12 protein-coding genes and 1 pseudogene are annotated in these 12,626 nt (G+C 46.2%); 4 read left to right on the top strand and 9 right to left on the bottom strand.

The window, feature by feature from the left end:
- The 3 genes from MUN89_RS06425 to MUN89_RS06415 all read right to left on the bottom strand — a co-directional run bounded on the left by MUN89_RS06425 (position 1) and on the right by MUN89_RS06415 (position 2,932).
- Positions 1 to 1,305: a TRAP transporter large permease gene (locus tag MUN89_RS06425; RefSeq protein WP_244712361.1), complete on the bottom strand. Its 1,305-nt coding sequence runs from the start codon at positions 1,303 to 1,305 to the stop codon at positions 1 to 3.
- Entirely contained in the window at positions 1,305 to 1,796 is a 492-nt protein-coding gene (locus tag MUN89_RS06420) for a TRAP transporter small permease (protein WP_244712360.1), read from the bottom strand. Before MUN89_RS06420 ends, MUN89_RS06425 begins: the two co-directional genes overlap by 1 nt.
- A 137-nt stretch (positions 1,797 to 1,933) precedes the next feature.
- Positions 1,934 to 2,932, bottom strand: coding sequence for a TRAP transporter substrate-binding protein (locus tag MUN89_RS06415; protein WP_244712359.1), 999 nt, complete (start codon positions 2,930 to 2,932; stop codon positions 1,934 to 1,936).
- 131 nt (positions 2,933 to 3,063) lie between these two features.
- On the opposite strand from MUN89_RS06415, the gene MUN89_RS06410 reads away from it, so the two are divergent.
- Positions 3,064 to 4,251: an ROK family transcriptional regulator gene (locus MUN89_RS06410; RefSeq protein WP_244712357.1), complete on the top strand. Its 1,188-nt coding sequence runs from the start codon at positions 3,064 to 3,066 to the stop codon at positions 4,249 to 4,251.
- 26 nt (positions 4,252 to 4,277) lie between these two features.
- Here the strand turns inward: MUN89_RS06410 and MUN89_RS06405 are convergent, their stop codons facing one another.
- The 5 genes from MUN89_RS06405 to MUN89_RS06385 form a co-directional block, all read right to left on the bottom strand.
- Positions 4,278 to 5,156, bottom strand: coding sequence for a GNAT family N-acetyltransferase (locus MUN89_RS06405; protein ID WP_244712355.1), 879 nt, complete (start codon positions 5,154 to 5,156; stop codon positions 4,278 to 4,280).
- A 24-nt stretch (positions 5,157 to 5,180) separates the two neighbouring features.
- The gene (locus MUN89_RS06400; RefSeq protein ID WP_244712353.1) at positions 5,181 to 5,630 is read right to left on the bottom strand and encodes a hypothetical protein; all 450 of its coding nucleotides are present in this window, start codon (positions 5,628 to 5,630) and stop codon (positions 5,181 to 5,183) included.
- 96 nt (positions 5,631 to 5,726) lie between these two features.
- A complete protein-coding gene (locus MUN89_RS06395) occupies positions 5,727 to 7,397 on the bottom strand; it encodes an acyl-CoA dehydrogenase family protein (RefSeq protein ID WP_244712352.1) in 1,671 nt (556 codons plus the stop codon).
- Positions 7,397 to 8,896 carry a class I adenylate-forming enzyme family protein gene (locus MUN89_RS06390; protein WP_244712350.1) on the bottom strand — a complete coding sequence of 500 codons (1,500 nt, stop codon included), beginning with the start codon at positions 8,894 to 8,896 and terminating at the stop codon, positions 7,397 to 7,399. The genes MUN89_RS06395 and MUN89_RS06390 overlap by 1 nt, the downstream gene beginning before the upstream one ends.
- Complete coding sequence (locus MUN89_RS06385; RefSeq protein WP_396266082.1) at positions 8,889 to 9,278, bottom strand: MerR family transcriptional regulator; 390 nt, start codon at positions 9,276 to 9,278, stop codon at positions 8,889 to 8,891. The genes MUN89_RS06390 and MUN89_RS06385 overlap by 8 nt, the downstream gene beginning before the upstream one ends.
- A gap of 141 nt (positions 9,279 to 9,419) precedes the next feature.
- On the opposite strand from MUN89_RS06385, the pseudogene MUN89_RS06380 reads away from it, so the two are divergent.
- Both MUN89_RS06380 and MUN89_RS06375 read left to right on the top strand, forming a co-directional pair.
- A pseudogene (locus MUN89_RS06380) lies at positions 9,420 to 9,832 on the top strand (RDD family protein).
- Between the two features lie 2 nt (positions 9,833 to 9,834).
- Positions 9,835 to 10,674, top strand: coding sequence for an aminoglycoside 6-adenylyltransferase (locus MUN89_RS06375; RefSeq protein WP_244712348.1), 840 nt, complete (start codon positions 9,835 to 9,837; stop codon positions 10,672 to 10,674).
- Positions 10,675 to 10,985: 311 nt separating this feature from the next.
- Here the strand turns inward: MUN89_RS06375 and MUN89_RS06370 are convergent, their stop codons facing one another.
- A complete protein-coding gene (locus MUN89_RS06370) occupies positions 10,986 to 11,222 on the bottom strand; it encodes an AbrB/MazE/SpoVT family DNA-binding domain-containing protein (RefSeq protein ID WP_244712347.1) in 237 nt (78 codons plus the stop codon).
- Between the two features lie 48 nt (positions 11,223 to 11,270).
- Here MUN89_RS06370 and MUN89_RS06365 point away from each other — a divergent pair, with 48 nt between their 5' ends.
- Positions 11,271 to 12,242, top strand: a complete 972-nt coding sequence (locus MUN89_RS06365) for a nuclease-related domain-containing protein (RefSeq protein ID WP_244712346.1) — start codon at positions 11,271 to 11,273, stop codon at positions 12,240 to 12,242.
- The last annotated feature ends 384 nt before the right edge of the window (positions 12,243 to 12,626 follow it).

The raw sequence follows: 12,626 nt of genomic DNA, 5'->3' as shown, positions 1-12,626 counted from the left end.
TTACATTAATCCGAATAATCTTGGCAGCGCGAGACTGAACCAAGGAATATAGGTGACGAGCATAAGCATGACAATTAAAGCGGCAAACATTTTGACCAGCGGCGGCAGAACGGACTCGATCGAGACGTCTGCAACACTACAGCCGACAAATAACGCACTTCCAACTGGCGGAGTCATAATTCCGATACATAAGTTGAACACAAGCACGATACCGAAGTGAACAGGATCCATGCCAAGCTGGGTGGCAATCGGTAGAAAAATCGGTGTAAAGATCAAAACGGCCGGGGTCAAATCCATAAACGTCCCGACAATCAGCAGGATAATATTCATGATGAGCAGAATGATAATGGGGTTCGTGGAAGCCTGCAGCAAGAGACCACTAATGGCTGCTGGAATCCCAGTAAAAGCCATCACCCAGGACATGATCGAAGAAGCTCCGACCAAAAACAATACAATCCCGGTCATAACGATTGTTTCAAGAAGGATTCCCGGAATATCCGCAAGCTTTATTTCCCGGTAAATCGCAGCAAGGATAATTGAATAAAGTACAGCTACCGCCGCACCTTCCGTAGCTGTAAAAATACCAGCTACAATCCCGCCAATGACGATGACAATCAGCAAAAGACTTGGAATGGCATCTAAAAAGATTTTCATTCCTTGAGAAAAAGTCGGCCTTTCTGCGACCGGGTACGACTGCCGTTTGGCTATAAAAAAGGCGACGGTCATCACAGCGACTCCCATGAGAATCCCCGGCAGATACCCTGCCATAAATAATGCAGAAATAGACGTTCCACCACTGACGAGGGAGTAAAGGATTAAGACGCCGCTAGGAGGAATCAACAATCCCGCAGGGGAAGAGGCAATGTTGACCGCCGCTGAATAAGAACGATCATAGCCTTCCTTCGCTTGCAGCGGTGTCATGACTCTTCCAATTGCAGCAGCTGCTGCTACGGCAGAGCCTGATATCGATCCAAACAGCATGTTTCCTACGACATTTGTATGCGCAAGCGAACCTGGGAGACGTCCGCCGATTAACTTAGCTAAATTAATCAGCCGGATAGCAATCCCCCCGTTGTTCATAATACTTCCGGATAAAATAAAAAAGATCACGGCAAGCAGGGCAAAGCTGTTAATCCCCTGGACCATTTTCTGCGCTGCGGTAAAAACAGCAATGTCCATCGGTACGACCGTTAAAGCCGTGATAAAGGAGGATACCCCTATCCCGACAGAAATCGGAACCCCGATCGCAAGCAGGAGAAAGAACACCCCAAACAACAGCAAGGAGGCTTGTAAGACTGTATCCATCAGTTTTCCTCCTCTCTGCCGGCCATTTCCTCTTTATATTCTTTCATAAGGAGAAGCTTATAAATAATGATGATGACGCCGCTAATCGGCAGGATGGCATACACAAGTCCCATCGGCATGTTCAAAATCGGTGTGGTCTGTGACATGGTTGTCTGTACGACCTCCATCCCACCTTTGACCATGACTAATACAGCAAAGGCAAGAATAAATAAATCGTTAATAATCCGGACACTGAGCCGGCTTTTTCCTTTAAACTTATTCTTCAAGAAAGTAATGGCTAAATGCTGGTTTGAACCAAACGCATAAGCCGCTCCTAAGATCGCTGTCCAAACGAGCAGGAAACGCAGCAGTTCACCCGTGAACGTACTCGGCGCATTGAACAAATAACGGCTTGCCACCTGCCAGATGGCCCCGAGAAACAAGATGACAGTAAAGACGGAAGTAATTCCTAAAACAGTTCGGTCAAGGACCAGTTTCATTCTATCAACCATGCGGATCTCCCTCCTGGTGAATGCTCTACATTAAGAAAAGGCAGAGAAACTTGCAAATACGGACCGCGTCAGCATACCATACGAACGCTTCGTGAAAAATAACCAAGAGGCACCCGGAGCGGGCACCCCCCTTACAGTTATTTCATACTCTTAATCTCATCAATGATTTTGGCAATATCCTTATCTTTCTTAAACTCTTTATACATCGGCTGTACCGCATCAATAAACGGCTGTTTATCAACATCATAGAATTTCACACCCATATCTTCTGCCTCTTTAACAGCATCATCAATGGCTTTATTCCAAATTTCAGTATGGTATTTGGTCGCATCCGCAGCTGCTTCTTCAAAGGCTTTTTGTTGATCTTCCGTCAAGCCATCCCACGTTTTTTGACTGATCACAGCGATATCAGGAATCATCGTATGTTCATTTTTAGAGAAAGCTTTTGCAACTTCTCCATGCTTCCCTGTCGTCAGAGCGGTCGGGTTACTTTCTGCTCCGTCTACAACACCTTGCTGAAGCGCTGTATAAATTTCTCCATAAGGCATCGGAGTCGGAGTACCTCCCATAAGCTTGACCATCTCAATGGCAGTCGGGCTGTCCATAACACGAATTTTCAGCCCTTTTAAATCGTCAGGTGTTTTAATCGGGGTATCTTTTGTATAAAAACTGCGTGCCCCGGAGTCAAAATAAGTAAGCCCTATAAATCCTTTATCTTTCGTAGATTGATAGATATCTTTAACAACATCGGACTCCATCACTTTACGGTAGTGATCCTTGCTTTCGAATATATATGGAAGTGAAAATACGGAATATTCTTTTGAAAAACTCTCAAGCGCTCCTGCGCTTACCTTCGTCATATCGACTGCTCCGCTTTGCAGCTGTTCGAGCACTTCCTTTTCACTTCCTAACACACCGTTAGGATAAATTTTGACTGTTACTTCTCCATTCGTTTTCTCTTTGACTTCCTCCGCAAACTTTTCAAGCGCTTTATTAACCGGGTGATCCTCACTTAAATTGTGGGCAAGCTTCAGCTGCTTTGAGCCGCCGGATTCCCCTCCGGATGAATTCCCGCACCCCGTTAATAGAACGATACTGAAGCTTAAAACCAGCAGGCCTAACAAAAATCTTTTCATTTGTTTCCTCTCCCTTCTAAGCTAATCGTGATGACGCTTCCAAAAACTTTGTTTGTTTACACAACAAACCGTTAGTTATATAATAAAAGCTACCAATCTAAAATTCAAGCGTTTTTTGAAAGGGGTTTCAAATGAGTACAGGAGACGCCACTTACATCAAGGCTTTAAACAAACGAATTTTAATAGAAAAAATGATAGAACACCGGTCGATTTCAAGAATAGAGCTGTCCCGACTAACCGGATTGAACCGTTCTACAGTGTCGGCACAAATCAATCAAATGATGGAGGACAAGCTGGTGATCGAGCACCATTCTGATGTTTCCAGAGGTGGAAGAAAGGCGATTCTCCTGCAAATGAACGAGGAAGCCGGTTTTACGATCGGTATTGATCTCGACTTTCCTCAAACACAAGTCCAAGTGACAAATCTATTAGGTAAACCGATCCTCACCAAGCGTTTCACGATCGATGAAGCCTCAATGGCTCAATCCGAACAGCGGCTGATTGAAATTATTCGAGAAGTTGTGGACGAATACAGCAAACGTTATACCCCGGTTGGATTAGCTGGAATAGGCATCGGTGTGCACGGGATCGTCGATAACGAGAATCATATTGTGTTCACACCAAAACAGGAGCGCATGGAAATCAATTTACAAGCAGCAATGGAAAGTGAATTTCACGTACCTGTCTCTATTGATAACAACGCCAATTTAAGCGTGTATGCCGAAAAGGTCTACAACTATCCTATTTCTGATTTATTTTCCATTACGATGTATTCAGGAATTGGGCTCGGAATCGTTGAGGATCACAGAATTTACCGAGGGTTTCAAGGATTTGCGGGCGAACTGGGCCATATGATCGTCGAGCCGAACGGCCTGCCGTGTGCCTGCGGAAATCTCGGCTGCTGGGAGCTTTATACATCGGAGAAGTCCCTGCTGAAGCAGCTGAACGCTGCCGGTGTGAAAGTAGATGAAATTGAAGAGCTGGATTTTAGCTACATCCGTGAAGAGTTTCCTGAGTTCATCAGGCAGTTCCTTGATTATTTAGCCATCGGCATTAATAACGTGATCAATATTTTTAATCCGCAGATGATCATTTTAAACAGCCAATTTCTTCATATGAACCAGGAGCTGCTTGAGGAAGTAAAAAAACGATTGACCTCGCGTATGAACCATTATGACCAGATTGTCTCTTCCTCACTCGGGAAAGAAGCGTGCTCCCTTGGCGGAGCCATGATTGCTTTGAAAAGTTACTACGGTGTGAAGACGTTAAACTTATCTGCCTTTGAATATTTCCAAGAAAAAGAGACCAGTCAGCCTTGAGAGGCTGTATGCTGGTCTCTTTATTTTCACAAGGTCTTTCGAAAGTAATCGGTTGAATAAGTGACTTCAAAACCAAGCTGCTTATAAAGCTGAAAAGCCCGGAAATTTTCGCTGTTCACCTCAAGGGAAATCTGCTTAGCAGGCAACGTTTGCGCTTTTTCAAGCAGCAGATACATCAGTTCTTTTCCTAAGCCTTTTCCTTGATGGGCCGGGAGAATACCGACGCCGTAAATGGAAATCAGTTCGTTTTCGATCGCAATCGATCCCATTCCTACAGCTTCCTTGTTTACGTCAAATAAAAAGGTATAGCGCTGTTCACTTTCGATGGACGCTTTTGAAAAAGTTTTCGCATCCTCAAGCGCCAAGCCAAACGTTTCGTGATTTAAATCGGTCAGGAGATCCAGGTCCTCCCCTTGGGCCGACCGCATCGTTAATCGTCCATTTACAGGAATCGAGAACGGTTCTGGCTGGACCCACTTCATAAAGTATTCCGTAAACTCATAATAGCCATTCTGCCTGACAGCAAAATCCTCGCCGCTTCTCGATTTTCCGTTAACTAAATAGAGCAGCGACGGAATTTTATGGTTTTTCCAGACGTTCAGTGCATAAGTCTGCAACGAACGGAATAAACCTCGACTTCGATAATCAGGATGGGTGAAACCCATGAGCTCAATCTCTGTACGTGTCGGAATAAACAGCTGGAGTACAGCGATAAGCCTGCTGTTTTCATGAATTGTGAACACCCACGGCAGCAAACGGTCGAAATTTAGATTTTCAGCTAAGTACAGCTCCGTCTCAAACTGATCATGGTTGAGCATCGTTAGTTCGAGCTCACGTATCTGCCGCGTCAGATTTTCGTCTATAGAGGTATGGGATTGAAAATGGTAATGTTGCTCTAACTGCATAGCAGGCTCCTCCTAAAAAAACAGTTACTTATTATAATTCCAAAGAATGGTCCATTTTCCCTCCTCTTTCGCCGCAAATACATCCTGATACATCGTAAAATTTCCAAATTGTCCGTGATACGTCTGCACAACATTCATTGAATAAACAGTAGCAATCGGCTTTGCCCCTTGCTCCATGCTCCAGTTCTTCAGCTTTTTTCGATGCTTGATTTCATAAGAGAAATCCTCACCGCCAAAGTGCTTTAAAATGACATCCGACCGCTCCTGAATGTATTGATTTTTCGTGAACTTTTTCTGCACCCGTGAATTTAACATCGACCACGAGTCTGCGAATTCCGCTTTTTGCTCATAATTATAGAACTTTTCTACGGCCTGTTTTGCCTGGTAGCTGGGATTAGTAAGGAAAAGAATGGCGACGGTGATGCCTCCTGCAAGCAGAATAACGAAAACAAAGACCGCTAACCCTTTGCTCATGGCTCCCTCCCCCTTGTCTTCTACAATTTATGCAGAAACAGAAGGATTTAGGAGGCTTATCTCATCGGAAACAGCAGTGACACAGAACTCCTTGACTCAACCTTTGATATCCTCGTAATACTCTACCGTTTTCATCTGCCCGCCTGATGGCCGGAGCTTCCATGTCGTTTCCAAATAAATCTCGGCAAGCTTCTCAAACTTCCCGCCATATTTGCCGGCCCATTCAACAGCGACGATGCTTTCGTACATCAGAGCCATTTTTTCGGCGAGCTGTTTCGCTTCAAAGGTCTGCAAGGCTTCTTCAAAATCAGCGAAGGCGAGCAGCTCGTCACGGAGAATGGTCATCTGTTTTACTGCTGCTGCCTTCAGGGCGGAGTCAGCGATCTGTCCGAGCCGGTGTTCCATTTCGCTGATAAACAAATAATGAGCCTCATATTTATTCACAAGCCTGACGAGTTCAAGACCGAGGATGTTCGCGGTTCCTTCCCAAACAGTGAGTACCTGGGCATCACGCAGCAGCCGCGGAGTGACAAAATCCTCAATATACCCGTTTCCGCCATGCATTTCGATGGCTTCATGGGAAAAGTGAATCGCCTGTTCGGCCGTTTCTTTTTTCAAAACCGCAATGAACAGCCGGTTTAATATTTCCTCCTCAGCAGTAGCGGTACCGCTCGTAACTTTTTCAAACAGCTGAATGGAATCAAACAGCGTGGCGGTCTCCGCATGAAGCTTCGCTTTCAATTTTCCTAATGTATCCTGGACCATGGGATAAGTGGTGAGCCGTTTACCGAACGCTTCTCTTCGTTCTGCGTATTCTTCTGATTCAGCGAGCGCACGGCGCATAATGCCGATCGAAGCGACCGCATTGCACACCCGTGAAAGGTTAAGTGCTTCCATCATATAATAGAAGCCGCGGCTCTTTTCGCCGACCACATAAGCAGCGGCACCATCAAACTCTACTTCAGCTGACGGAACAGCTCGGACGCCGAGTTTATCCTTTAACCGCCGGATCCTCAGTCCATTTAACTGGCCATCCTCTTTGCGCCAGGGCACCGCAAATAAGGTCAGGCCCCGCGATCCCTTCTTTTCCTCATCGATTCTGGCAAGCACCATTGCGACTCCGCACATTCCGGCGTTGGAGGCAAAATACTTTTCACCGTACAGCCGGTAATGATCCCCGTCTTTGACTGCCTTTACGACATTAGCACCAACATCAGACCCTCCCTGGCGTTCGGTTAAAAAGGTGGCCCCTTCATACAATGGTGTTTCCCCAGTAGAGCAGACGTGTGGCAGGAACCGATTTTTTAGTTCATCATCCGCATAGTGATCTAATAAATAAGCGGTTGCCATCGTTAAAGTCACGGGGCAGTAAAAACCCGGCTCAGCCTGTGAGAGTAAATAGCCCTGGGCATAACTGTACGTGTAGCTGCCTTTATGTCCGAGCGCCGGAATCGGCTTATGCACATAGCCGACGATTCCGCTGCGGTACGTTTCCTCAACCGTTTGTTTATACCCTTCGTTCACCCAGACTTCTGAGACTTCTTCACCAAACTTATCATAGCGATCCAGCCTCGGCTGACCGCTGCGATCCGTGTGCTTAGCCCGCTCATCAATCTCATTCGCACAGCGTTCACCGAACTCTTCCAGCTGCTTTTCAGCAAAATCAAGAAACGTTCCGCTTAAGCGCTCTTTTAATATCCGGTGCAGTGTCTCGTCATTTTTGAAAAAATTTGTTCGGTCCGACTGTTTTTCCTGCAGTACTTTCATTACACTTTGCTCCCTTCGCGCAGCGGCTGTTTCAATATTTTTCCCGAGGCGTTTCGCGGCAGGGCATCCACCTGCTCATACATACGAGGTACTTTGAATTTGGCGAGCCGCTCTTCAAGAAATGCTCGCAGCTCTGATTCCTCAACCTTCCCATCCGCAGCAAAAATCGCTTTAACCGTTTCGCCCCATTCCGGGTGGGGGACACCGATCACTGCAGCTTCTTTGATGCCAAATTGCAGGAGCGCCTCCTCGATTTCTTTCGGATACACATTAACCCCGCCGGTAATAATGACATCCTTCTTACGATCGACGATAAAAAAATAACCCTCTTCATCCTGCTTGGCAAGGTCCCCGGTTTTCAACCATTCTCCTAAGTAAACGGCGTTTGTCGCTGCTTCGTTTCGGTAATACCCAAGCATATTTCCTTCGCCTCTCAGAACTATTTCACCGATTTCCCCTTGTGGAACATCTTCCCCGTTATCGTCGACAAGGCGGATCTCGGTGCCTTGAGCGCCCCGTTTCCCGATGCTTCCTGCCTTTTGGTCATGCTCGTCTCCAAGCAGCAGTGTTCCGCTCGGCCCCGCTTCGGTCAGCCCGTACACACAGACGAGCTGATCGGTCTGAAATGCCTGTTTCACTTGGCGCACCTCGTTTTCAGACAACGGCGCGCCTCCATACACCCACCATTTCATCGAAGACAAGTCCGCTTCTTTGAGGCGCGGGTGAGTTAGTGTAGCTAAATAAGCGACAGGTGCACCAAAGAAATGCGTTGTCCGCTCCTCTTCCACCGTGTTGATCAATAATTCCGGGGTAAAAGCAGGCGTCAGCACTAACGTTGACCCCACCATCATGCCGGCCATGAGAAATAAATGAAGCGGAGCGGAATGGCTGAGAGGCATCATAAGGAGAATCCGGCTCTCCGGCTTGACTTCCATTTCTATACAGATCATCGAAGCCACCGTCAAAATATTACGATAGCTGAACAGCACGCCTTTAGGATCTCCTGTCGTACCTGAAGTATAAAGGATCGTTGATTCATCATCTTCTGTACAGCCACAAAATATCGGATCAGGGTCTCCGGAATTAAGCAAGGCATTGAAGTCCATCCACCCAGGCGCTTCCGGTCCTGTTTTGATTTTTAATCCTGAAAAGCTCGTCATTTTTACCGTATGAAAAACCATTTGGTGCGCGATTAACGCTTTTGCTTCAGAATGCTTCAAGATGTGCTCGACTTCCGGAAGCGCCAATTTCACATTGATTGGCACGACGACCGCCCCTAAACGCTGCATAGCAAAATAAGCGACAACAAATTCCGTTACATTCGGTACAAATAACGCCACTTTATCACCACGCTGGATCCCTGCTTCTTTGACAGCGCTTCCAAATTGATTGACAAGACGATCAAGCTGTTCATAGGTCAGACGTTCTTTCTGACTGACAACCGCTTCACGAGATGGGTACTTTCTGGCATTGCGTTCCAACAGCTGAGAACTATTCATGAGCCTTCTCCCCTTCAAATTGGTTTAGTTTATTTTCAAACTGGGTGAGTAATGCTTCCATTTCCTGTTTCATTTCCTGAAACTCAGCAATCGTCGCTTCGATTTCTGCAATTCGTTTTCTCCCGTAATCGACCGTGACCTCAAGCTGCTTTTTTCCGGTACGATCCTGATCAAACAGCAGCACCATTTCCTTAATTTCCTCCAGTGAAAAGCCGTACCGCTTGCCGCGGAAAATCAGCTTGAGCTTCGCCATTTCTGCTTTGGAATACAGTCGTTTATTCGCGGCTGTCCGTTCCGGATGCAGCAGTCCAATCTCTTCATAATAACGGATCGTCCGCTGGGAAACGCCAAACTCTTCGGCTGATTCGGCAATAGTTTTCACCCTCACTCCTCCCTTATCATACACTCCTGTTTTCAGTTTACCATTGCCGTTAACGTAAAGTGCAAGTGCATCGTACTAATTTTCGCAATGTTTTCTATTTTTTAGTAAGCTTGAAAGGATGACGGATGAAAGGATGATTTTATGGTACTAGAACGCCCAGCAGGATTTGGCGTGCGTTTTTTTGCAAACCTGGTCGACTCTATCATTGTCGGAATTATTCTAGGATTCATCACTTTACTCGTTTATGGGGAATTTTATATGCAAGATACGAACTTCACCGATTTGATCAGCTTTCTTTACCTATTGCTCACTCCAGTATTCTGGCGGGGGTACGTGATTGGCAAACGGATTTTCGGGATCCGGATCGTTAAAACATCCGGGGAAAACGTCACGTTCGTCACGATGCTCCTCCGCGTCATTGTCGGGGTCTCGCCTATGTAGCAACACTTGGAATTGGTGTAATCGTAAGTGCATTTATGGTCGGTCTCCGTGAAGACAAGCGGGCGATCCACGATTTTATTGCCGGAACCTACGTAAAATACGGGGAGGAATAATTTTGAGAACCGAACAGGAAATGATGGATTTAATTTTGACTACAGCTGCCGAGGACCCGCGAATTCGGGCAGTCATGATGAACGGATCGCGAGTGAATGCCAATGCCGTAAAAGACGAATTCCAGGATTACGATATCGTCTATTTTGTAAAAGATATCTCTTCCTTTACCGCCGACCACTCCTGGGTCGACGTCTTCGGTGAGCGGCTCATTATGCAGATGCCTGATCAAATGCAGCTCTACGAACAGGACAAAACTGATCCCGACCGCTTTGCTTACTTAATGCAGTATAAAGACGGCAACCGCATCGACTTGACGCTTAAGACTGATGCGCCAGAGCAATTCGACAGCCTAAGCAGCGTGCTGCTTGATAAGGATGGGAGGCTTCCAGTCCTGCCCGACCCGACAGATACCGATTACTTGATTAAGAAACCAAGCGCTGATGAAATCGCTGCCAGCGCCAACGAATTTTGGTGGGTGAGTACATATGTTGCAAAAGGCCTGTGCCGGAAAGAGATCCCTTTTGCCAAAGCAGCGATGGAAGGTCCCGTCCGGCAAATGTTAAAACGAATGGTCACCTGGTACATTGGCGTCGAAACAGACTTCAGTGTGAACGTCGGAAGTGCCGGAAAATACTTTGAGCGGTATTTGGATGAGGAGAAGTGGACAAAGTACACTTCTACATACGCAGGTGCCGATTACGACGAAAACTGGACAGCCTTGCTCGCGATGGGCGAGCTGTTTACAATTACCGGGCGCGCTGTTGCTGAAGCGTTCGGTTACGAGGATCCCGCGGAGCCGCAAGTGTTCGAGTATTTGCTGGAGATGCAGAGAAAGGGCTGAGGTTTTTTGGTGGTTGTGGGCTGGGCTTAGTTTGGGCGGGGTCTGGCGGGGTTTGGCGACGGGTTTTGGCGTCAGGTTCGCTGAATTATTCCTGCTTTCGCTTATTTATTGCGAAAAGCGCTGAATTATTTCTGTTTCCGCTGAATTATCGTGAAAAACGCCAAATTATTTCTGTTTCCGCTGAATTATCGCAAAAATCGCTGGATTATTCCTGCTTCTGCTGAATTATCACAAAAATCGCCGGATTATTTCTGCTTCCGCCGAATTAAAACGCCAACCACGCGTTTTAAAACGTTTGGTTGGCGCATCATCTACCAGAACTCTTTCCCTTCCGGCTTACCCCAGTCGATTTCCTCATGTTTATTTTCTTCAGTGATTCTGGAGACAAGCTCTTCAACGCTATACTTTTTCCTTTTTGCAGCTATTTCCATGTCCTTTCCCCGAACGCTGAGATAAACGTGATCGCCTTCCTTCACGCCTAATTCTTTTAAAATCTCCTCAGGCAGGCGGATGGCCAAATCTTCTCCCCATTTTTCAACTTTACTCACTTTATCCACTCCTTTATGCAGGAATAATGATGCTCTATGTCTAAATAAATGGCTGAAAGGTGTGACGTCATGATAATAAAAGACAGGCAGTTCCCGCTGGAAATCCAGCAGCTTCAGGTGCTTAAACGAAGGCTCCGGCCTGATCATCCTAAAATGCAGGAGGTTGAGGCAAAACTGGTCCGGCAGCTTGCCGGCTATAAAGGCGAACTCTCCCTCGGTTATCCGCTCAGTTTTCTCCCCGCTGACTACTTCATCTTCCACGACCTGCGACTCAAGATTGATGGCCATTTTTTCCAAATGGATACTCTTATTCTATCACCAAAATGGCTGATGATCATCGAAGTTAAAAATATTGCCGGGGAAATTCATTTTGACCAAAGATTCAACCAATTGGTTCGTAAAGTGAATGATGATCAAGAAGCTTTTTCTAACCCGATTGTACAAGTGGAGCGGCATCGCTCTCACCTCAATTGTTGGATGAAAAACTTCTCCCTTCCGGAGCTTCCGATTCACTGTTTAGTCGCAAGCAGCCACCCTCATTCTATCATTTCCTCTAATGACCCTCACTTGAATAAGGTCGTCCGTACAGATAATCTTCCTGAAAAATTGAAGGAGTTTGACTCAGCTCCAAATACGCTTAACAAGAAGGATATGAACAAGATTTCCACGTTAATTTTGAAAAACCACACTGCCAAACCGCTAAGTACTATCGATCAACTGAAACTGTCGCCAAAAGATATAAAGGCTGGTGTCTACTGTGAAAAGTGCAGTTATCTTCCACTAATACGAAAGCATGCCCGCTGGGTCTGCCCTTCCTGTTCTAAAAACTCAAAACACGCTCATTTAGCCTCCTTAAAGGATTATGCGTTATTATTCGGGCCGGAAATCACCAATGCCTCTATGCGCAGGTTTCTCCGCCTCGAATCTTCCCATACAGCAAAGCGGCTGCTCAGTTCTTTGGAGGTGGAGAAATCCGGAGTTACGAAAGGAAGAAAGTATCGACTGCGTTACGATAATTAAGCGATCGCTGAATAATTCTCATTTTCGATGAAAAATTCCTATTTCCGCTGAAAAATTTCTGTTTTCGCCGGATTATCATGATTTTCGATGAATTATCTAATTTTCCGCTTAATTATCATGATTTCCGCTGAATCCAGACCTTCCTCTCGACTCAACACTATTGTCGCTGAATCCAGACCTTCCTCTCGACACAACACTATTGTCACTGAATCCAGACATTCCTCTCGTTCCACCACTATTTTCGCTGAATTCCCGTCTTCCCCCTGAACTACAGCTGCTTTCGATGAATTCCAGCCTCTCAACTAAATCACAACTCTATCCGTCGAATTCAGCTCCCCATCTACTCCACTGCTTTTCCCACCGAATCCCGCCTCTCAGCTAACC

Origin of the sequence: Halobacillus salinarum (assembly GCF_022919095.1) — a bacterium.
Classification (GTDB): Bacteria; Bacillota; Bacilli; order Bacillales; family Halobacillaceae; genus Halobacillus_B; species Halobacillus_B salinarum.
Note: the sequence above shows the minus strand (reverse complement) of the source record. Positions and strands in the feature narration are given on the sequence as shown.

What these genes read in the sequence shown, in the direction of transcription:
- MUN89_RS06425 (WP_244712361.1), bottom strand. Translation starts at nt 1,305, where the DNA reads ATGGATACAGTCTTACAAGCCTCCTTGCTGTTGTTTGGGGTGTTCTTT.
- MUN89_RS06420 (WP_244712360.1), bottom strand. Translation starts at nt 1,796, where the DNA reads ATGGTTGATAGAATGAAACTGGTCCTTGACCGAACTGTTTTAGGAATT.
- MUN89_RS06415 (WP_244712359.1), bottom strand. Translation starts at nt 2,932, where the DNA reads ATGAAAAGATTTTTGTTAGGCCTGCTGGTTTTAAGCTTCAGTATCGTT.
- MUN89_RS06410 (WP_244712357.1), top strand. Translation starts at nt 3,064, where the DNA reads ATGAGTACAGGAGACGCCACTTACATCAAGGCTTTAAACAAACGAATT.
- MUN89_RS06405 (WP_244712355.1), bottom strand. Translation starts at nt 5,156, where the DNA reads ATGCAGTTAGAGCAACATTACCATTTTCAATCCCATACCTCTATAGAC.
- MUN89_RS06400 (WP_244712353.1), bottom strand. Translation starts at nt 5,630, where the DNA reads ATGAGCAAAGGGTTAGCGGTCTTTGTTTTCGTTATTCTGCTTGCAGGA.
- MUN89_RS06395 (WP_244712352.1), bottom strand. Translation starts at nt 7,397, where the DNA reads ATGAAAGTACTGCAGGAAAAACAGTCGGACCGAACAAATTTTTTCAAA.
- MUN89_RS06390 (WP_244712350.1), bottom strand. Translation starts at nt 8,896, where the DNA reads ATGAATAGTTCTCAGCTGTTGGAACGCAATGCCAGAAAGTACCCATCT.
- MUN89_RS06365 (WP_244712346.1), top strand. Translation starts at nt 11,271, where the DNA reads ATGGCTGAAAGGTGTGACGTCATGATAATAAAAGACAGGCAGTTCCCG.